20 protein-coding genes are annotated in these 19,907 nt (G+C 43.3%); 18 read left to right on the forward strand and 2 right to left on the reverse strand.

The genetic code is table 11. The features are described 5' to 3' along the window. Positions 1-269: 269 nt before the first annotated feature. The 16 genes from G601_RS0108645 (at position 270) to lgt (ending at position 15,796) form a co-directional block, all read left to right on the forward strand. Positions 270-1,427: a helix-turn-helix domain-containing protein gene (locus G601_RS0108645; protein ID WP_026665096.1), complete on the forward strand. Its 1,158-nt coding sequence runs from the start codon at positions 270-272 to the stop codon at positions 1,425-1,427. Positions 1,428-1,467: 40 nt separating this feature from the next. Then, entirely contained in the window at positions 1,468-1,887 is a 420-nt protein-coding gene (locus G601_RS0108650) for a GNAT family N-acetyltransferase (RefSeq protein ID WP_026665097.1), read from the forward strand. Between the two features lie 37 nt (positions 1,888-1,924). Then, on the forward strand, positions 1,925-2,425 hold the full coding sequence (locus G601_RS24910; protein WP_051205693.1) for an NUDIX hydrolase: 501 nt from the start codon (positions 1,925-1,927) through the stop codon (positions 2,423-2,425). 117 nt (positions 2,426-2,542) lie between these two features. After that, entirely contained in the window at positions 2,543-3,043 is a 501-nt protein-coding gene (locus G601_RS0108660; RefSeq protein WP_026665098.1) for an HAD domain-containing protein, read from the forward strand. Between the two features lie 494 nt (positions 3,044-3,537). Further along, positions 3,538-4,134: a 5' nucleotidase, NT5C type gene (locus G601_RS0108670; RefSeq protein ID WP_026665100.1), complete on the forward strand. Its 597-nt coding sequence runs from the start codon at positions 3,538-3,540 to the stop codon at positions 4,132-4,134. Positions 4,135-4,198: 64 nt separating this feature from the next. Beyond that, positions 4,199-5,632: an MBOAT family O-acyltransferase gene (locus G601_RS0108675; RefSeq protein ID WP_026665101.1), complete on the forward strand. Its 1,434-nt coding sequence runs from the start codon at positions 4,199-4,201 to the stop codon at positions 5,630-5,632. A gap of 2 nt (positions 5,633-5,634) precedes the next feature. Next, on the forward strand, positions 5,635-6,693 hold the full coding sequence (locus G601_RS0108680; RefSeq protein ID WP_026665102.1) for a hypothetical protein: 1,059 nt from the start codon (positions 5,635-5,637) through the stop codon (positions 6,691-6,693). A gap of 164 nt (positions 6,694-6,857) precedes the next feature. Beyond that, positions 6,858-8,924, forward strand: coding sequence for a hypothetical protein (locus tag G601_RS24915; protein WP_026665103.1), 2,067 nt, complete (start codon positions 6,858-6,860; stop codon positions 8,922-8,924). Continuing rightward, positions 8,921-9,373, forward strand: coding sequence for a hypothetical protein (locus G601_RS0108690; protein ID WP_026491245.1), 453 nt, complete (start codon positions 8,921-8,923; stop codon positions 9,371-9,373). The genes G601_RS24915 and G601_RS0108690 overlap by 4 nt, the downstream gene beginning before the upstream one ends. Positions 9,374-9,449: 76 nt before the next feature. Further along, entirely contained in the window at positions 9,450-10,091 is a 642-nt protein-coding gene (locus G601_RS0108695; protein ID WP_026491244.1) for an endonuclease III domain-containing protein, read from the forward strand. A gap of 83 nt (positions 10,092-10,174) precedes the next feature. Further along, positions 10,175-10,978: a putative ABC transporter permease gene (locus tag G601_RS22580; RefSeq protein ID WP_207638035.1), complete on the forward strand. Its 804-nt coding sequence runs from the start codon at positions 10,175-10,177 to the stop codon at positions 10,976-10,978. 14 nt (positions 10,979-10,992) lie between these two features. Continuing rightward, the gene (locus G601_RS0108705; RefSeq protein WP_035790564.1) at positions 10,993-12,282 is read left to right on the forward strand and encodes a M18 family aminopeptidase; all 1,290 of its coding nucleotides are present in this window, start codon (positions 10,993-10,995) and stop codon (positions 12,280-12,282) included. A gap of 49 nt (positions 12,283-12,331) precedes the next feature. After that, positions 12,332-13,636 carry an SseB family protein gene (locus G601_RS0108710; RefSeq protein ID WP_026665105.1) on the forward strand — a complete coding sequence of 435 codons (1,305 nt, stop codon included), beginning with the start codon at positions 12,332-12,334 and terminating at the stop codon, positions 13,634-13,636. 122 nt (positions 13,637-13,758) lie between these two features. Next, on the forward strand, positions 13,759-14,646 hold the full coding sequence (locus tag G601_RS0108715) for a chemotaxis protein CheX (RefSeq protein ID WP_026491241.1): 888 nt from the start codon (positions 13,759-13,761) through the stop codon (positions 14,644-14,646). Positions 14,647-14,658: 12 nt separating this feature from the next. Beyond that, complete coding sequence (locus tag G601_RS0108720) at positions 14,659-15,021, forward strand: response regulator (RefSeq protein ID WP_026491240.1); 363 nt, start codon at positions 14,659-14,661, stop codon at positions 15,019-15,021. A 19-nt stretch (positions 15,022-15,040) separates the two neighbouring features. Then, positions 15,041-15,796, forward strand: a complete 756-nt coding sequence (gene lgt / locus G601_RS22585; RefSeq protein ID WP_026491239.1) for a prolipoprotein diacylglyceryl transferase — start codon at positions 15,041-15,043, stop codon at positions 15,794-15,796. Here lgt and ymfI read toward each other — a convergent pair. After that, positions 15,793-16,536 (reverse strand): elongation factor P 5-aminopentanone reductase, encoded by a 744-nt coding sequence (gene ymfI, locus G601_RS0108730; RefSeq protein WP_026665106.1) that lies wholly within the window; start codon positions 16,534-16,536, stop codon positions 15,793-15,795. The genes lgt and ymfI overlap by 4 nt on opposite strands. A gap of 167 nt (positions 16,537-16,703) precedes the next feature. Between ymfI and trxB the strand changes: the two genes are divergently transcribed. Both trxB and G601_RS0108740 read left to right on the forward strand, forming a co-directional pair. Next, complete coding sequence (gene trxB, locus G601_RS0108735; RefSeq protein WP_026491237.1) at positions 16,704-17,639, forward strand: thioredoxin-disulfide reductase; 936 nt, start codon at positions 16,704-16,706, stop codon at positions 17,637-17,639. A 299-nt stretch (positions 17,640-17,938) separates the two neighbouring features. Next, positions 17,939-19,267, forward strand: coding sequence for a C40 family peptidase (locus G601_RS0108740; RefSeq protein ID WP_026665107.1), 1,329 nt, complete (start codon positions 17,939-17,941; stop codon positions 19,265-19,267). 104 nt (positions 19,268-19,371) lie between these two features. Here the strand turns inward: G601_RS0108740 and hpf are convergent, their stop codons facing one another. Then, positions 19,372-19,899, reverse strand: coding sequence for a ribosome hibernation-promoting factor, HPF/YfiA family (gene hpf / locus G601_RS0108745; RefSeq protein WP_026491235.1), 528 nt, complete (start codon positions 19,897-19,899; stop codon positions 19,372-19,374). Positions 19,900-19,907 lie beyond the last annotated feature (8 nt).

The raw sequence follows: 19,907 nt of genomic DNA on the forward strand, positions 1-19,907 counted from the left end.
GATTAGCGTATTGCTTAAAAAGAGAATACCTTAGAAGATATACAACGATTTTTGGAGCATTTTGATGAAAACTGAAGATTATATTTTTGATCCATGTAATGCGTCATCTCTGCCATATTGGAAGACGGAAAACATAACAACACACGCATATTTATCAACGCCAAGTTGATTTTTATCCAAAAACGAATTGTTAGGATACCACCTCGGTGTCTGATATAGTGGATTTATCAAAGATGCATCTATGAAATACAAATAAAGAGGTGGATTGTATGACATTAGGTAATAATATAAAAAAATATCGACGTGATTTAGGTATAACCCAGGAGGAACTGGCGGGAGTTCTTGGTGTTACCAGCCAGGCTGTCAGCAAATGGGAAAGCGGCTCAGGCCTTCCTGATATCACGCAGGTTATTCCTCTGGCGCAAGCCTTGAATGTATCAACAGATGCACTTTTTGGATTTAATCAGGATAACTATGATGTGAAGCTCGCTGAGGAAGTGAATAGGAAAGCGGACGAACTCAGGGATAGCGGAGAACAGGCCGAGGGAGCTTTAAATGCTGCAGAATATCTGGATCAGCAGTGTGAAGAGAACATTTTCAATTATGGGATTATGACCCGCTATGTGCAGGCGATCGCTCACATGAGCCGTTTTGTTAATCCTAATAATTCATACTACGAGGGCTTGCTTAAGGACGATAACAAGAAGTGGAAGCAGATAGTCAGAACTGCTGAAAACAGAGCCATGCAGGTTATCAGGTATTCGGACAGCAAGAAGCTTTCTGATGAATGCTATTATGCTCTTGCCTGGCTTTGCTGGCATACTTCGGATTGGGAAAAAGGCCGGCAGCATATTGAAGCGCTACCTTCAGTAAGCAACAACATGCTTCAGGAGACACTTCTTCCATATTACATCGACATAAGCACTGATGCTGGCAAGGAAAAATGGAAGGCCCAGATAAGGGACAATTACCAGGATTTTATACGAGTTATAAATAAGCATATTGTTTATACGGCAGAATCTATGATGTGGGTCAGTCCGCTAAAAGAAGTAGAGGAGAACTGTCTTTGGGGAATTTCCATAATGGACAAATTCATGGAAAATGAAAAGATGAAACCGCATTGTCAGGGCTTTTATCGGGAGACCTATAAGTTCCTGGTTGCTGCATATTTAAGAAATGATGAGCCGGTCAAGGCAGCAGAGAACTGGAAAAAGCTTCTATCCGTAATAGATGAATATGTGAAGATGTGCCAGAAGGTTAATGAAAAGGATCCGGAAGAAATCATCCGAAGCTTCGGAGAAAAGGCTGCAGGCAACATGCACACCTATACCAGGAAGTGGATCGATGGAAAATTGCAGTTTATGCTGGGACAGCTTAAGAGCTTGAGCAAAGAAGAAACTTTTATGGAGTTTGAAAAACTGATCTGAAATTGTTGTTTGATGGGAAAAGTGATTTTGGGGAGAAACAATGAGCTTAAAGGTTGAACTTGTTGAGAACATATTAAGTCCGGAAGATTTCGTGAGATTGCGCAACGCTACGTCGTTTGCGGATATTCCGATAGAGCATGCCAGAAGAGCGCTTGAAGGCGGACTCGTTAATGTTTCAGCAATGTATAATGGAGAGCTTATTGGAATGGGAAGACTTGTGGGTGATGGCGCCATGTACTGGTACCTGCAGGAAGTTATAGTTTTACCTGAATATCAGAAGAGGGGCGTAGGGACACAGATTGTAGAATATCTGTGTTCCTATGCTGTTAAGAATTCGTATACAGGAAGATTCACTACTATTGGCGGCGTTTCGGCCAGGGGAAAGGAGCCTTTTTATGAAAAGCTTGGCTTCGAGATCATTCCAAATGGAATAAGAAAAATGGTTGAGATTAAGAACTGAGTATGAAAAAAAGTTTGGTGATTAAAGGGAGTATTGGATGATGAAAAAGGTGGAAATATTAGGGGATAATAGATTTGAAACCTTCACCAAAACCCGTGATGGCTGTCGCGCTGTGATTATTGAGGATGGAAAAATCCTTCTTACACATGAATTGAATTCCGGTTGGTGGCTGATACCCGGTGGCGGCATGGAAGAGGGCGAGACACCCGAAGAGTGCTGCATCAGGGAGGTTGAGGAAGAGACCGGTGTGATAGTGCGACCTGTTCAAAGGTTTCTTCAGATGTACGAGTACTATGAGGAATACAGATACGGCGGCTATTATTTCATTTGTGAGGTTGTGGGTCAGGGCCAGATGAAGCCTACGGAAGCGGAGATTGAGCGTGGCATACAGCCGGAGTGGATTCCGCTGGAGGATGCCATAGATATTTTCTCAAAGCACCAGGAGTACGCGGCGACAAGCGAAGAAAAGAGAGGGTCATATCTTAGGGAGTATACAGCACTGCTGGAGTATATGGACTATGTAAAAAACGTGGGATAAAAAAACGTGGGGAAATCATTGAAGATATTTTGGGGAAAAGCTGGAAGAATTGGAAGCAAGAATAGACGAGGATTTGGATAGGCTTGATGGTTAAGGGATAATTGGGGGGATCAAAGAATGGAGAAAGTAATATTTTTAGATATTGATGGGGTTCTTAATTCAAATTTCTGGAATGCAGATCACCAGAGAGAAATCAGCGATGGAAAATATATAGATGTCGAAAAAGTGAAACTTCTGTCGAAACTTGTGGAAAGGGCGGAAGCTTCTATTATTCTGCATTCAGGTTGGAGATTCTGGTTTGGAGATGACTTAAAGCCACTTCGTCCGGAAGCGGGGTATCTGGCATCTCTTTTAGGCAACGAGGGAATGGAAGTTGCGGGAATGACTCCTGACCTTACAACTGAAGAAATTAGGAAAACTAAGAAATTCAGCAAGGTTAAAGCAGATGAAATTTTGATGTGGCTTAAGAATCATCCGGAGACGGAAAGATGGGTAGTTATTGATGACCTTGAGCTTCATAATGATGAAATTGCCAAGTACCAGGTTATGACTGATCCAGAGTGTGGACTTACTGATGCGGATGTGGAGAAAGCTTTGGAGATATTACGTCTGCCGTAGATAAAATGATGATACAGGCGTAACGGGTTATGATATTTCAAATACTTTTCAGAGAGCAATTACGTCTGTTTTGACTATAAAGACCAATAGGTTGAACTTTTTGATGAAAAATCTTCTGAGAAAAATGAATAAGAAAAATAAAGGGGTAAAAATTCATCCGGAAGAGTCAAAAATCAGGTAATAGGCGTAACACAAACGATATAACGATAACTTTTGAGGCAATACGGTAGTCCGGAAAGCCAAAAAAGACAAAACTGACGTAAAATGCCTCGGCCCACAGCCCCCAGCCCACAGCCCACAGCCCCCAGCCACAGCCCACAGCCCCCAGCCACAGCCCCCAGCCCACAGCCCCCAGCCCCACAGTCCTCAGTCAAAATTCAGAAAATCCACGGGGCTATAGTCTGAAAATCCAGAAAGCCCCACAAACCTCCCATTTATTTCTTCCCACAAACGCGGTATATTTGTATGGTACGAAAAACGAGGAGAGTATACCGATGAAGATTTATATTGATTTTGATGATTGCCTCTGTGAGACCGCGAAGCACTTCTGTAGCCTTGTGGAAGAGCTTTTTGATAAAAAGGTACCATACGAGGATGTGAAATATTTTGATTTGAAGAGATCCTACGATCTGACAGATGAGCAGTACGAGAAGATGATGATCCTGGGACACACACCGGAGGCGCTTCTGGAGCTGGAGGAGACACCGGGAGCATCCAAGGCTATCAACAGCTGGCTTGATGAAGGTCATGAGGTATCAATAATTACAGGCCGACCCAGCAGTGCCTACGAAGCATCAAGAAAATGGCTTGATCAGCACGGTCTTGAGCGTGTTAAGCTGTACTGCCTCAATAAGTATGGAAGAGATAGCTTCATTAAGAATAGTGATTTCAACTTAGAGCTTGAGGATTATTACAAGATGCATTTTGACTATGCTATAGAGGATTCACCGCTGGCGTTCAAGTTCTTTGAGCATTTGCCGGAGCTTAAGGTGCTGGTGTACGATCGCCCCTGGAATCATGAAGCTGAGCTTCCGAGAGAAGGCTTCAGGCGCTGCTTTGATTGGGAGACTATTAAAGGTATTGTGGGTTAAAATGCCATTTCCCCGCTCATCTGTGTTATAATTTCATCATTACACAGCTTATGGGGAGTAAAGCATGACATTTGAGTTTACGACACTTATATACCTTGTGGTGACGCTTGTAGCGTTCTATATTTCCGCGCCGAAGTACAGGAATTTCGTACTTATGGGTGCGAGCTTTGGATACATAATTATCCTTAGCAGAATGGCTTTTATTATCATGTTTGCGGTGGCTGTATTTACATATGCCATCGGATTTCTGATTCACAAATTCATTGATACGCAGGCGAAGCTGGCCGGAATTCTTACGTTTTTCGGTGTTCTTGCCTGCGCATTTTCTTTATGTTTTCTTAAGCTTGGGGATTTCCTCAGGGCAAGAGATCAGCTCCCTTCTTTTATGTCGATGGCTGTTCTTCCGATTGGTTTTTCCTATTATATTTTCCAGTCCATAAGCTTTCTTGTTGATGTTCGCAAGGGAAAAATGGAGCATTTTCCGTCAGTCATTGACTTCTTACTTTATCAGTCCTTCTTTGCAAAATTCATAAGCGGACCGATTGAGAGAGGAGAGAATTTCTTTTCACAAAAAGAAGCTTCTACTACCGGAAAATTCCTTAATGAGGAGAACTTGAACAGAAGCTTTGCATACATTCTTTACGGATTTTCCATGAAGCTGATTCTGGCAAACAGATTTGCACAGTACACATCAATACTGCTGGAGAACCCTGACTATCATTCTGCAAAGGCGCTTATCGCAGGAAGTCTTATGTACACCCTGCAGATTTATACTGACTTTGCGGGCTATTCCTCAATAGCGATAGGAATTGCACTTTTATTTGGAATAAAGCTCACACAAAATTTCAAGGCACCCTACACAGCTAAGAGTATGTCAGATTTCTGGAGAAGATGGCATATTTCCTTAAGTAACTGGCTTAGGGATTACATCTACATTCCGCTTGGCGGAAACAGAAAGGGAGCCTTCAGAAAGCACCTTAACACCGTGATAGTTTTCTTTGTATGCGGACTCTGGCACGGAAACGGTCTGAATTTCGTGGCATGGGGACTGATGCACGGCTTTTTGTCAGTTGTTGATAACATCCTTGAAAAGCTCCATGTTTTTGATACAAAGATCATGCAGATAGTAAGACGCGTTCTGGTTTTCATAAGTGTATCAATTGCCTGGGTACTCTTCGGATCAGAGAGCCTTAGCAGAGCGATCAGATATGTGAGAAACATGTTCCTTGGAAGCGGCATCAGCATGAGCTGGGGCGAGGAGATGGAATTTATCCAGATGAGTAATTATCAGCTCTGGATCATGATCATCGGAGTTATCGTGATGATCGTAATGGATGTCTTAGCTAGTAAAAAGAGTAAGGATTTCCCTGAAATTCTGATGGATATGGCACTTCCTGCAAGACTTTCAGTGTTCTTTGTTTTACTGATTCTTCTTCTTGTTTACGGAGTCTACGGACTCTCTGAGCAGGTAATCGGATTTATGTATATGGAGTTCTGATCATGAAAAAGATATTTACCTATTTAGCCTTTATACTGGCGTTTGTTATTACCATAAGCTGTCTTGACAGACTTCTGTCCGAGAAATCCATTCATGGAATCAATCAGGCCCGCAGCTTCTATGCTCAGCCCAAGGATTCCATAGATGTTCTGATGCTTGGCTCAAGCCATATTCACTGCGACGTGAACACAGCACTTTTGTGGGAAAACTACGGCATCGCAGCCTACGATTACAGTGCAGCGGAGCAGACCTTGTGGCAGACCTACTATTATTTTAAGGAAGCATTAAAAACGCAAAAGCCCAAGGTAGCAGTGCTGGATTTTTACGCAGCTGCATGCTTTAAGAATGATCATCAGTACGACTTTTTATATGAAAATCTCCAGGGACTTCGCCCGTCACTTAATAAGCTTGGACTGTTTGTGACAAGCTGCGAGTTCACAAGGTGGGATGACTATTTTCCGGACTTCTTCACCTATCACAACAGATATGAGAGTCTGACCCAGGAGGACTATGATGCTCTTTGGGGAAAAGAGGACCTTGCAGCATTTAAGGGCTACACACCCTACTGTGCGGTTAAGGAGCAGCCAAGACCTGTCTACGATGTGACTATCAGCGCAGACCTTACTCCCAAGTCGGAAAAATATCTGAACAAGATAATCGACCTTGCAAATGAAAATAATGTAAAGCTTTTCTTCATAGTTGCGCCGTACATTGTCGATGACAAGGAGGTTCTTACCTATAACAAGGTGGGACTTATCGCAAGGGACAATGGCATTGAGTACATGAACATGAATGAAGCCTATGATGAGATAGGCCTTGATTTTACCAAGGATTTTAATGACCATTCCCATTTGAATTACGAGGGAAGCTGCAAGTTTACAGAATATCTTGCGGATAATCTTAAGGAGCGATTCGGAGAGGATATTGTAGACAGAAGAGGCGATTCACGCTATAAATCCTGGGATGACAGCATAGAGGTTACAAGAAAAATGGCTGAGGAAGCAAGGGAGCAGGAGAGGCTAAAACAGGAAGCTGCCGCTGCCGAAGAAGACAACAACTGATAGCGGTTTGTGTATAGGAAGCAAACAAGTGATAGCGGTTGCTTTTAAGGCCAAAAACAGATAAAATTGATGTATTCAGAGTTTGGCTTGGAAGACAGGCTTTAATTCAGAATAGTTATATATGATGTAACTGTAGTTTCTATTTTTCTATGAGGGTATTTGTTTTGAAGGGGAATTTAATAAGAGTTTGTAAGAAGACAGTGCTTGCCTGCATTATGATTGCGGCGCTTACTTTTAGTACGACAAAGGAGTTATATGTCAGTGCTGAAGGGGGATCCGGTGATGATTTTGCCGCTATCGAGACAGGGCAGGAGCTGGATTCCGGGGGTGATGATTCCGAGGTTCCGGAAGATTCTTCCATTTCAACTATCCAGGATAATACAGATAATGATGAATGCGAGCCGGCAGCTGAAGAGGCTGACCAGGGCGGCGATGCAGAGGCGTCTGATGAGCAGAAGGATGCTTTAGACGTTCAGGATGATGCTGTGCCTTCTGAGGAAGTACAGCCTGCTGAAGATGAAGATGCTGTGACAGATGCAGCTCCTGCTGATGCAGAGAAGCCTGCTACTGAAGCGCCTGCAGAAGAGACTGCGCCTGTGGATGATCAGGCACCTGCAGAGGATTCACAGCCGACCGAGGAAGTGCCTCCTACTGATGAAGAAGCGCCGACTGAGGAAGCTCCCGTAGAGGAGAAAGCGCCTGCAGCTGAGAAAAGCGAGCCTGCGGCAACTGTTTCAGCTCTTACTGTTACAGGAACTACTGTAGAGTCCAAGGTTTATAACGGCGAAAGCCAGGATGTACAGATTTCACTGCCTTCTTCGTCAATAACTGTAGCGGGTCAGTCCAAGGATGTTGTTGTTGCAAGCTCTCCTGAGATTGGAACTGTTTATATCGCGGGAATCCCGAATAACACGGTTACAGTAAGTGCCGTTGATGCTACAAATGATAGCAATAACACTTTTGATGTTGCTCTTTCAGGCGTTACGGTTTATAACGAAGCAGCTGAGGATGTCAGTGCACCTTCAACTCTTACGGTTACAGCGGTTGATGTAATTAAGAAGAAAAATGTAGAGCTGGTTTCCATGAACATCGTTAAGCCTTACGATGGAACACCTCTTGAAAATGGCGCTATGCCACTTGCCAAGGAGGATGGCTGGGTAGGTAACCAGGGCGCATATTATACATTTACCAAGAGCAGAACCGACATCGGAACAGATGTAAATGAGTTCACGATAAGCTCCTACAAGGATGGCACTAATCCTGACAATTACAATATTAAATATACTTTTGGCGGATTATCTGTTGTAGACAGAACCGATGAACAGAAGTACATACTTACGGTAGAAGGTGCGAACAGCACAGTAAAATATAACGGACAGGTTCAGAGTATAAGTGGCTTCATGCTTGAGGGCAGAAGCGATTCTGAATACAGAGTTACAGGAAACGGCGATTCCTCGCAGGTTTTGCCTCTTACAATCGGTAATGCTAATTTTACAGTTGCCGGAATTGCTGCATACGGCTCAGGCAAAAATGCCGGCGAATATACAGTAAACATCACAGGCTCACCCGTGATAAAGGATTCTGAAGGCAATGTGGTTACTAACCAGTTCAAATTTGAATTCAGACCCGGTAAGCTCACCATTGAGAAGAGAAATGTAACTCTTACCTCCGGCAGCACTACAAAGACATTTGATAATAAGACTCACAAGAAGCATAAGGTTACCGTATCAGGTGACGGTTTTGCAGAAGGTGAGGGCGCAACCTATAAATATACAGGTAAACAGAAGGCAGTTGGACAGAGCTACAACTACTTCACCTATACACTTAATGATGGAACTCTCGAAGAGAACTATAATATTGAAAAGGTACCTGGAATCCTCAAGGTTAAGAACGCTGATAAAGCAGTAAACGAGACACCCGGGAATGATAAGAACGATGGATCAAATTCAAGCGATACATCTTCTTCAACACCTGCTACGCAGCAGAGTACAACGCCTGCTCCTAAAACAGAAAAGGCAGCGACTGTTGATCCTAACGTTCTTGGCGCTAAGAGAGTTACAGGCGATGTCACAGTTGATATAGCGAATCCTGCAGATGATAACGTACTTGGTGCCAGAAGATCATCAACTGATGACTATTCAGATCTTGGAAGACATATAGTAGTATTTGCGGCAGCAGTACTATTTATGGCAATACTAACAATAAAGAGAAGCAAGAGAATTAAAAAATGACAGAATCAGAATCACGTATTTTTGGAAAAAACTTAATTTGTGTCTGCGTTAATGAGGCGTCAGAAAGGGATATAAGCGGAATGCTGTGGACTCCTTATGAAGAGGAGCCCCTTCCCTTTGGCAGCGGATATGAAATGGTCATGCTGATGGACAGACTCTATGATAACTGGGATTTCCCGCAGAGGACTACATCCTACAGAACCTTTGGTCAGAAGGATAAGACCAGGGACTATCACAATCCCAACTCAATCAGAAAGAGAGAGCCCATCAGAAGCCTCAAGACATACAGAGGCGAGCAGGCAACATTTCTTGTTCAGGTTAAATTCAGGCAGAACAGCTCCTGGCAGGGACAGGTGCTTTGGTCTGAAAAGAAAAAGACAGTTCATTTTAGAAGTACATTGGAACTGCTCAAGCTTATGAGCAGCGCACTAGAGCAGATAGAGAATTGACAATAAGTCCGGGAGGCTTTTGCTTTTCGGACTTAATTAATGGGCAATTTTGCGATAGAATATATTGGTGTTTGCAATGACAAAAAAACAATTAGCGCAGGAAGTAATAGAGAGACTAAAAAAGGAATATCCCGATGCGGACTGTACACTTGACTACAGCGAGGCCTGGCAGCTTCTTGTCAGCGTGCGACTTGCTGCTCAGTGCACGGACGCCAGAGTCGATAAGACTACGCCTCTTTTATATGAAAAGTTCCCTACAGTGGAAGCTTTGGCAGAGGCTGATCCGGCTGACATAGAGGAGATAGTCCGTCCCTGCGGACTTGGTAAATCCAAGGCGAGGGATATCAGTGCATGCATGAAAATTCTTCACGAAAAGTATAATGACATGGTTCCTGACACCATGGAAGAGCTTTTAAAGCTTCCCGGTGTTGGCAGGAAAAGTGCGAATCTTGTCATGGGTGATGTTTTCGGAAAGCCTGCGATTGTTACGGATACGCATTGCATAAGACTTTGTAATCTTATCGGACTTGTGGATAATATCAAGGACCCCGCCAAGGTGGAGGCACAGCTATGGAAGATTGTTCCTCCCGAGGAGGGTAACAGCCTTTGCCACAGATTCGTATGGCACGGAAGGGCAGTCTGCGTAGCAAGAAGACCCCAGTGCGACGTATGCTGTCTAGGGGATATCTGCAAGCATGGGAAAAGTATTAAGGAGTAAAGACGCGTGACATTTTGCGGCAGATAATCCCGCCGAATGGAGAGCTTAAAGATATGTTTGTTAGTAAGATATTTATATTATTTATGGCATATAGCTTTATAGGCTGGATCTACGAGTGCATTTACTGCACAGTCAAGGAAGGCCATTGGAGAAACAGAGGATTCTTGTTCGGGCCGATCTGTCCAATATATGGGACAGGTTCCGTTGCCTGTGAGCTCGTTTTTGGATATCTTCCTGTGTTCAGAGGCATTCCCTACAATGAGATTCCGCTATGGAAGATATTTGTGATCTGTGCTTTGGGAAGCATGGTTCTGGAATATAGTACATCCTATTTTCTTGAAAAAAGATTCCATGCAGTATGGTGGGAATATTACGACATGCCCCTTAACATTAATGGACGTGTATGTGTGCCTGCGACACTGGGCTTTGGCGTAGCGGGAATCCTTGTTACAAGATTTGTAATGCCCTTCTCTGAAAAGGTACTGGGGATGATTCATCCTCTTGCGGCAGAGATCATCGCCCTTGTTCTGATGGCTTATCTTGCAGCTGACCTGGTGCTTACGGTATCAAGCTTGGTACACCTTCTTGATATGGTTGAAGGTGCCATGGCTGAGTTTGACGGTCGTATGGAGGATGTTTACAAGACAGCCGCTGCGACTCCCGGTAAGGCCAAGGAAGCTATCACTTCCGTTCCTATAATGGCAAAGAGTGCAATCGCATTTGCTGCTGAGCGCCTCGATTTCAGACAGAGGTATCAGCTTGGAAATATTAAAAACTTCAGGTTCAAAAGACCCGTTTTCAGAGGTGGGAAGAAACTTAATACTGAACGAATGTCTGAGTTTTACAAAGGACTTCAGGACAGAATTCGGATGGGAAATGATAAATGATAGAAGGTGAAGAAATGAAAAAAACAGTAAAAGGATTAACAGATTTTATCAAGAAGAGCCCCACAGCTTTTCATGCAGTAGAAGAGCTCAGAGTAAGGCTTCTCGAAGAGGGTTTTACAGAGCTTAATGAAAATGAGAAGTGGAAGCTTTCAAAGGGCGGAAAATACTTCGTTACAAGAAGCGGCTCTTCAATTATATCCTTTAAACTTCCTGCAAAGGATTACAAGGGATTTTACATGATCGCAAGCCACAGCGATTCTCCCTCCTTTAAGATCAAGGAGAATCCGGAGATCGAATCAGTAGGCGCTTATGTAACTCTTAATGTGGAGAAGTACGGCGGAATGCTCTGCGCACCCTGGTTTGACAGACCGCTTTCTATTGCGGGCCGCGTCATGGTGAAAAAATCCGGGGCAGCAGTTGGCGTAGATTCCAAGCTTGTTGATGTAGGAAGGGATCTTGTTATGCTGCCCTCACTCGCAATCCACATGGACAGAGAGGCTAACGACGGACACAAGTACAACGCCCAGAAGGACATGCTTCCGATTTTCGGAGATGTGACAAGCAAGGATACATTTATGAAGCTTATCGCAGAGTCTGCAGGTGTTAAGGAAAAAGATATTGTTTCTCACGATCTTTTCCTTTATAACAGAGTAGAGCCCACTGTATGGGGGGCAAACGATGAGTTCGTTTCCTCAGGACGTCTCGATGATCTCGAGTGCTGCTACGGTTCCTTCGAGGGCTTCGTAAAGGCTGAGAATAAGAAGAACGTTATCATGCATGTTGTATTTGATAATGAGGAGGTTGGCAGTACCACAAGACAGGGCGCTGCATCCACATTCCTTAAGGATACACTTGTGAGAATAAATGATGCTTTTGGTAAGAGCAAAGAGGATTATCTTGTATCACTGGCAGAGAGCTTTATGGTTTCTGCTGACAATGCTCACGCAGTTCATCCTAACTATGTTGAGAAGGCAGATCCTGTAAACAGACCTCAGATGAACAAGGGCATTGTAATCAAGTACAATGCTAATCAGAAGTACACAACAGATGCTGCTTCAGGTGCTGTTTGCAAGCTCATCTGTGAGAAGGCAAAGGTTCCTTTCCAGACCTTCACTAATCGCTCAGACGTAGCAGGTGGTTCAACACTTGGTAATATATCAGGTACACAGGTTGCGGTCAGAACAGTGGATATAGGTATGGCACAGCTTGCAATGCATTCGCCTTATGAGACAGCCGGCGTGCAGGATGTTGATTATCTGATAGCATTTTCAAAGACATTCTTTGAGGCTGACATTCAGGCGTAAAACGGCCTTATAAAGTTTTAAGTAGTATTAAGAACGGAGAGATATTTTAATGGGAATTTTAGATTTTTTGGGTGGTAAAAAGAAAGCGGAGGAGGCTGCACTTCTTGAAGAGCAGCAGGAGGCCGAGAAGAAGGCTGAGCAGATTGCTGAGCTTAAGGAAAAGCATAAGGAGCTTGACTGGCCTGTTCCCGGCAAGCTTAATCCTATAAAGATTGAGGGACAGGAAGAGGACGGAGAATTTGAGGATCCTCTCACAGAGGAGCGCAAGGCTGAGATTGGTGAGCTCATTTATGAAGAGGAGCTCAACATCGATTCAATCAAGTTCTTATCCATGCAGGAGCTTCTTTTCCTTCTGACAGTTCAGGAGAGATTCCAGAAGGTTGCGCCTATTCCTGGTTATGAAGCTAATCACAGAAAGGTGTACAACGAGATCCTCGGAAGAGTCCGCGATGCTAAGATGCTTTACGTGCTCTTTGATATGCAGACAGGCTATCCCTTCATTGATCACGGATATATCAATATCTATTCATCTCAGGAGTATGCTGAGGCTGCTGTTAAGGTATTTGCAAAGCAGTTCAGAAAACTGGCTGTCCGCGCATGCAAGGCTGATAACGAAGCAGAGTCTGCAAGCGAGAGAAGAACATTCTTCGATTATCTCTACTATCTTGGAATTGAGCACTTCATAGTTGATAACGGCTATTACAGAGCACACTTTAAGAGAAACGAGATCGTGGCAGCACCCGGAGACTGGGGTAACGGCGGAGACAAATCTCCCAAGAATCCTACTCTCGTATTTGCCATCCTTGATTTCCTCGGAGAGGTGAGATGGCCTGTTAAATATGAAAAGAGAAACGAGGTTCTCGCAGCTAAGGAAATGCGTATGGCTCAGGCTGCACAGGCAGCTAACTATATCGTTCCCATGCAGCATGAGGGACCTGTTGAAGTATTAGAGGATGGCAGATTTAAGTTCACTGCCGACACCAAGATCAGATTCCCTGAGATCAAGAGTCCTGATGAAAAGCACTTCCTTCCTGTTTTCACAGATGGAATAGAGTTCACCAAGGCCTTCAGGAATTCTGAGTACAAGGGAGCTGTTTTCGGGTTTGGAGATATTCTTAAGTTTGTGGGTGAGAAGGATGGTATCATAATCAATCCCGGCGGACAGAAGATTATGATTCCCAGAGACCGTATGCTTGCTCTTCAGATGGCTGCACAGGCTGCATCTGCAGGCAAGAACGTCGGTAAGAAGCCTGCAAAGAAGAAGCTCTCAGAGACAGAGGCAGCGGTTCAGTCAGCTATGAGCGGAAAAGGAATAGCAGCTAAGACGGAAGTGGAAGAAGAACCTGAAGAATAATTATCAAAAACAAAGGCATAGCTTCGCTCTATTAGGTATTATTCAAGGCTGTTTTGTGTTAAAATTGTTATTAACTTGATTGTGTTTTTTTCTTATGTTTTTCTTATGAATTGGAGGGTATTATGTTTGACCGAATAATGGGAAAATACCTCCTCGACAGGGGGACTATTACTAAAGCACAGTTATATACGGCTTATCAGGTTATGGAGTCGAGAAGAGCTAAGCTTGGAGTAATAGCGGTTACTGAGAAGCTTATGACGGTTGCTCAGGCTGAGGAAATTAATGCACTTCAGGCCACGAAGGATAAACGTTTCGGCGACCTGGCTATAGAGAGAGGCTATATTACTGAGATACAGCTTGGTTATCTGTTGTCTCTTCAGGGGAATGAATTCCAGACATTCACATCTGCACTTGTTGAGAAAGGCATTATGACACTAGAGGATGTGGATGATGTTCTTGGAGCTTTCCAGCAGGAGAAGAATCTTACAGATGAACAGATGTCTGCGCTTAAAAACGGAGATCCTGATTTTATAGTGCCGCTTTTTACAGGTACGGATGATCCGGAGTACAACGCTCTTTACAGATATGGAGTTAAAAATATATACAGACTAGTGGATACGCACCTTTCCATCGATCGTGTTTATACTACAAACAACATCAAGGATCAGTGCATTGCGTATCAGTCCTTTTCAGGGGATGTCAAAGCAACTGTTGCACTTATTGGCAAGAATGAGGATTTGCAGAAGCTGGCTAAGAGCTACACCAAGGAGGAATTTATTGAGACCGAGGAAGATGCTCTTGATGCTATGTGCGAGCTCATAAACTGCATAAATGGTTTGTATGCAACAGACAGGAGTAAACAGGGTAAGAAGATTGAACTTGATCCGCCTTATTTCATCACTAAGTTTGGTGAGATTTCAGGTGATGATATTCATGTAATGACTGTTAACTGCTGTGATGCAGATATTCGTCTTGTTGTCGCTGTGAATTCAGAAGTGACTGTTAAATAAGGAGAAGGGACTATGGCAAACATTCTAATAGTTGATGATTCCAGAACATCCAGAAGAGTGCTGAAGGACATGCTCGAGAGACATGGACATTCAGTTGTACATGAAGCTACAAATGGCCAGGAAGGCTTTGACGACTATGGCAAATTCAAGCCTGATATTGTTACTATGGACATTACAATGCCTGTAATGGATGGTATTGAGGGACTTAAGCTTATTCGCAAGGCTTATCCGGATGCAAAGGTGATAATGATTACAGCTGCCGGACAGAATGAAAAGGTTGTGGAAGCTGTGGAGAACGGAGCGGTTGAGTTTGTGACAAAGCCGCTTGATGAGAATACTGTTATCTCTGCAATAGATAAAGTGTTGAAGAGTTAACTGTTGGAAATGGAGAAATATGTTTAATGATATTAAGATAGGTCCTGTTACATTACACATGTACGGCCTTATGATAGCTGTTGGTTTTTTGGCAGCACTCATGATTGTACTTAAGAGAGGAAAAAAGAAGGGCTTATCTGAAGATACCATTTATGGCATTTTTTATTGTGCTATTATCGGAGGCCTGCTGGGATGCAGGCTTCTGTTTTATATTGTTGAATTTAAAGATATCCTGAAGGACCCTTCGATATTGTGGGATTTTGCAAACGGATATGTTGTGTATGGAGGAATAATCGGTGGAATAGTTTCTGCATATTTCTACGTGACAAAAAGAAGACATGAAGAGTTTTTGAAGTACTTTGATGTAGTTATGCCTGCGGTTGCAATTGCACAGGGCTTTGGAAGAATAGGGTGCTTCTGTGCGGGATGCTGCTACGGAGCAGAGACCACAAGTCCCTTTCATGTAGTCTTTACTCATTCCGATTTTGCACCGAACGGGGTTCCGCTTATTCCTACGCAGCTGATGTCATCAGCTGGAGACTTCCTTATTGGAGCGTTCCTTATCTGGTATTCCAATAAGACGGAGGTAAAGGGCAGAACAGCAGCCATGTACCTGGTGCTTTACGGCATCGGCAGATTCTGCATCGAGTTCTTCCGTGCGGATTACAGAGGAAGCATCGGAGTTTTATCAACATCACAGATCATCTCTATTGTGATGGTAGCAATCGGACTTATTCTTGCAAAAATTGCTCCGAAGCTTGAGATGAGATTTTAAATCCAACCACCATCGATGGTGATTATCTGTCCTGTGAGATAGGAGGGGGAGCGGGTGATGCTAAGCGCAAGTTCCGCCACTTCCTCGGGACGGCCCAGTCTGTCGGCAGGGATTTCCGATGCGAGCTCAGAAAGCTCATCCTCTGAGAGATGAGAGCTGTTCATTTCCGTATCGATGACTCCGCAGGCTATGGCGTTTACCTGAATACCGCTTGGTGCCACTTCCTTTGCAAGGGCTTTTGTGAAGGCATTTACACCGCCTTTTGAAGTTGAATATGCAACTTCACAGGAGGCACCTACCTGGCCCCATACAGAGGATATATTGATGATTTTTCCATGACCGTTTCTTATCATATAAGGAACGGCTTTTTTACAGATATAAAAAACAGAATCAAGGTTAGTACCGATCATCTGGTGCCATTCATCGGAGCTCATATCGGTCAAAAGTCCATACCAGGCTATTCCCACGTTATTTATAACAACCTCGGGAGCGCCTATGGGAGATTTATCTATTATGTCAAAAAGTGAGCTTACGTCCGCTTCATCAGATACGTCACAGGCTACGGCGATGGCTGTGATGCCATATTCGGCAGACAGCTCTGCGGTATAGGCTGTAAGTGAGTCTACATGGCTTTTGCAGCACAGATAAAGATTGTAATTATTTTTTGCAAACTCAGCTGCAATAGCTTTTCCAATGCCTCTTGAGGCGCCTGTGATCAAAGCAGTACATTTATCTGACATTATTATTCTCCTTAGGGAATGATATTATTTATAAGTATTTTTAATTCCAGTATCATCTTAACATAAAAAGCTATTTACAAATTTATATTTTGGGGTTATTATGTGTTCAATAAATGAATTGTACACAATCAAATTTATAAATAAAAGTATCGTAAGGAGGTTTTACAATGAGAGATTTAGTTATTATCGGTTCCGGACCTGCCGGACTTTCTGCAGCTGTTTACGCTAAGAGAGCAGGACTTGATACACTCGTGATCGAGAAGGATCCTGTCAGCGGTGGCCAGATTCTTATTACTTATGAAGTAGATAACTATCTTGGACTTCCCGGAATTAACGGTTTTGATATGGGAATGAAGTTCCGTGAGCATGCTGATAAACTCGGTGCTGAATTCGCAGAAGGATGTGTTTCTTCTATATTAAAGGTGAAAGAAGGAAACGAAAAAGAATCTTCTATATATAAAGTAGTAACAGACCAGGGCGAGTACGAAACGAAGACAGTTCTTCTTGCAACCGGCGCGACACACAACAAGCTTGGAGTAAAGGGTGAAGAGGAATTCACAGGACGCGGTGTTTCATATTGTGCTACCTGTGACGGTGCATTTTTCAGAAATAAGGTTGCAGTTGTTAACGGCGGCGGAGATGTGGCTGTTGAGGATGCAATTTTCCTGGCAAGAGGCTGCAGCAAGGTTTACCTTGTTCACAGAAGAGATGAGCTTCGTGCTGCCAAGATCCTTCAGGAGGAGCTTTTATCACTTCCTAATGTAGAAGTTATATGGGACAGCGTAATAGAAGAGGTTAAGGGCGATAACAAGGTTACTGCCGTATCTGTTAAAAATGTTAAGACAGGTGAAACTAAGGACGTGGAAACAGATGCCCTTTTCGTGGCAATAGGAATCCATCCTCTTACAGAGAGCTTCGAAGGACTTGCTGATATGGACGATAACGGCTATATAATCGCTGATGAGAGCGGTGCAACATCAACCCCCGGAATATTTGTTGCAGGTGACTCAAGAAAGAAGAGACTAAGACAAATTGTTACAGCTGTTGCAGATGGAGCTAATGCAGTGACCTCCGTGCAGGATTATCTGGTTGGTAAAAAATAAAATAACTATAAAATAAGTATAAAAAATATTGCACAAAAATCACTCTGCAAATTTTGTTAACTATTGCTTGTATTGAAAATTGTTCAGAACACAATATATTGAAAACAGCCAGGAGCCGCATGAACACTGGCTGTTTTCTTGTTTTAAATTGCTTTAATAGATTCGCCAATTTCAAAAATGGCTTTATTGAGCCACGCAATTTCGGACAAATTGGATATGTGAGGTTGACAAAATGATAATGACAATGTATATTTTTAAAAGATGTAACAAATTCGTAACATATATTTTGGAGGTTTGTTTTGCGAAAGACTAGAATGCAGTTAATAGCAATGGGGGTTGCTGCTGCGGTAACAGTTGGAGGAGCAGGTATTGATGCTAATGCTTCAGCATCTAAGGTAACAACGGTTTTGCCTTCCGCAGGTATCAGCTACGCGCTGACAGGAGATTCAGTATCTCTTTCTAACCTTGCAGGTGATAATACAGATGATAAGCTTGCAGAGAATGATATTCAGGATTCTGCAGTGACTATTACAGAGACTACACCTCTTGCATCAACATTGCAGGAGAACATCCTTAACGATATTCAGAAAGCTACCGGAGCTACAATCCCGGCTGAAGAGCCCGGAACCGGTGAGGACACTGAGGAATCAGAAGAGGAGCTTACAGACGAGCAGAAGGAAGAAGAGCGTTTCAAGTCTCTCGTTATTGCTAACGTTAATGATTATGTAAACGTACGTGATAACCCGAGTGAAGATGACGGCGAGATCATCGGTAAGCTTTATGATGATTCAGTAGGTACTTTCATTGAGGAGACCGACGGATGGTACAAGATTAAGTCTGGTCGAGTTGAGGGTTACGTTAAGGCTGAGTATTGTGTAACAGGTGAGGATGCAGTTGAACTTGCCAAGGAAGTTGGTAAGAGAATTGCTACTGTTACAACAACAACACTTAAAGTAAGAAGTGGCCCCAGCACAGATGATGAAGTGCTTGGACTTGTTCCGATAGAGGACGAACTCGTAGTAACCGAGGAGATGGATGGCTGGGTTAAGGTCAGCATCGAAGAAGGTGAAGGTTACGTATCAATGGATTACGTAGAGCTTTCAACAGAGTTCGTAGAAGCTGAGTCTAAGGAAGAGGAGGAAGCTCGTCTTAAGAAAGAGGAAGAGGCTCGTCAGGCAGCTCTTGCTCAGGCTAAGAAGAACACTAAGAGCTCTTCTGACAAGGGTGACGGAAGCTCATCCAAGAGCTACAACTCAGCTGCAAGTTATACTACACAGTCAAGCTCAATTGGTTCTGCAGTTGCATCTTATGCACAGCAGTTCGTTGGTAACCCGTATGTATACGGCGGAACCAGTCTTACAAACGGGGCAGACTGCTCAGGTTTCGTTATGAGTGTATATGCTAACTTCGGTGTAAGCCTTCCTCACTCAAGTGGTGCGGACAGAAGCGTCGGAGCAGCAGTTGATGGACTTGCTAATGCACAGCCCGGTGATATCGTATGTTACTCAGGTCACGTAGGTATCTACATCGGCGGAGGAAACATTGTACATGCTTCTTCAGCTAAGACCGGTATCAAGATTTCTAACGCTAGCTACAGACAGGTTCTTTCAGTACGAAGGATCTTCTAATAAGAAAAAATTGAGCCAGATGGATACTCACATCCATCTGGCTTTTTGATTCATAAAAAACAAAGAAAACCCCGGGATATATATCCCGGGGCGAATTATTCATATTAGTCGGGCTCAATCAAGCCGTATGTGTTCCCTTTACGTTTATAAACTACGTTAGGCTGATCAGTCTCAGCATTGATGAATACGAAGAAGTTATGTCCAAGAAGTTCCATCTGGATTGCAGCGTCCTCTACATACATGGGCTTAAGATCGAATTTCTTAACTCTCTCAATCCTGATCTCTTCATCATCAAACTCTTCGTTGTCAATGTACTCTTTCTTGAAGTTGCTGATCTCAGTCTGATGTTTGTTAACAAGCTTACTCTTATATTTTTTCAGCTGGCGTTCAATGATCTCCTCCACCAGATCTATTGAAACATACATATCATTGCTGACCTGTTCGGATCTGATTATCTTTCCCTTAACAGGAATAGTAACCTCGATCTTATGACGATCCTTGTCAGCGGTTAAAGTTACGTTGACATTGGTCTCCGGAGTGAAGTACTTCTCTAACTTTCCGATCTTTTCCTCCACAGCGGCTCTCAGTCCGGGTGTTACATCGATGTTCTTACCAATAATAGTGAATTTCATGCAATCAT

It is taken from the genome of Butyrivibrio sp. FC2001, from assembly GCF_000424125.1.
Lineage (GTDB): Bacteria > Bacillota > Clostridia > Lachnospirales > Lachnospiraceae > Butyrivibrio.

Bases quoted from the DNA above. Each gene is read 5' to 3' on its own strand.
- G601_RS0108710 (WP_026665105.1), top strand. From the start codon at position 12,332: ATGGGAATTTTAGATTTTTTGGGTGGTAAAAAGAAAGCGGAGGAGGCT.
- G601_RS0108645 (WP_026665096.1), top strand. From the start codon at position 270: ATGACATTAGGTAATAATATAAAAAAATATCGACGTGATTTAGGTATA.
- G601_RS0108675 (WP_026665101.1), top strand. From the start codon at position 4,199: ATGACATTTGAGTTTACGACACTTATATACCTTGTGGTGACGCTTGTA.
- hpf (WP_026491235.1), bottom strand. From the start codon at position 19,899: ATGAAATTCACTATTATTGGTAAGAACATCGATGTAACACCCGGACTG.
- G601_RS0108720 (WP_026491240.1), top strand. From the start codon at position 14,659: ATGGCAAACATTCTAATAGTTGATGATTCCAGAACATCCAGAAGAGTG.
- lgt (WP_026491239.1), top strand. From the start codon at position 15,041: ATGTTTAATGATATTAAGATAGGTCCTGTTACATTACACATGTACGGC.
- G601_RS0108680 (WP_026665102.1), top strand. From the start codon at position 5,635: ATGAAAAAGATATTTACCTATTTAGCCTTTATACTGGCGTTTGTTATT.
- G601_RS24910 (WP_051205693.1), top strand. From the start codon at position 1,925: ATGATGAAAAAGGTGGAAATATTAGGGGATAATAGATTTGAAACCTTC.
- G601_RS0108715 (WP_026491241.1), top strand. From the start codon at position 13,759: ATGTTTGACCGAATAATGGGAAAATACCTCCTCGACAGGGGGACTATT.
- trxB (WP_026491237.1), top strand. From the start codon at position 16,704: ATGAGAGATTTAGTTATTATCGGTTCCGGACCTGCCGGACTTTCTGCA.
- G601_RS0108660 (WP_026665098.1), top strand. From the start codon at position 2,543: ATGGAGAAAGTAATATTTTTAGATATTGATGGGGTTCTTAATTCAAAT.
- G601_RS0108690 (WP_026491245.1), top strand. From the start codon at position 8,921: ATGACAGAATCAGAATCACGTATTTTTGGAAAAAACTTAATTTGTGTC.
- G601_RS22580 (WP_207638035.1), top strand. From the start codon at position 10,175: ATGGCATATAGCTTTATAGGCTGGATCTACGAGTGCATTTACTGCACA.
- G601_RS0108650 (WP_026665097.1), top strand. From the start codon at position 1,468: ATGAGCTTAAAGGTTGAACTTGTTGAGAACATATTAAGTCCGGAAGAT.
- G601_RS0108670 (WP_026665100.1), top strand. From the start codon at position 3,538: ATGAAGATTTATATTGATTTTGATGATTGCCTCTGTGAGACCGCGAAG.
- ymfI (WP_026665106.1), bottom strand. From the start codon at position 16,536: ATGTCAGATAAATGTACTGCTTTGATCACAGGCGCCTCAAGAGGCATT.
- G601_RS0108695 (WP_026491244.1), top strand. From the start codon at position 9,450: ATGACAAAAAAACAATTAGCGCAGGAAGTAATAGAGAGACTAAAAAAG.
- G601_RS0108705 (WP_035790564.1), top strand. From the start codon at position 10,993: ATGAAAAAAACAGTAAAAGGATTAACAGATTTTATCAAGAAGAGCCCC.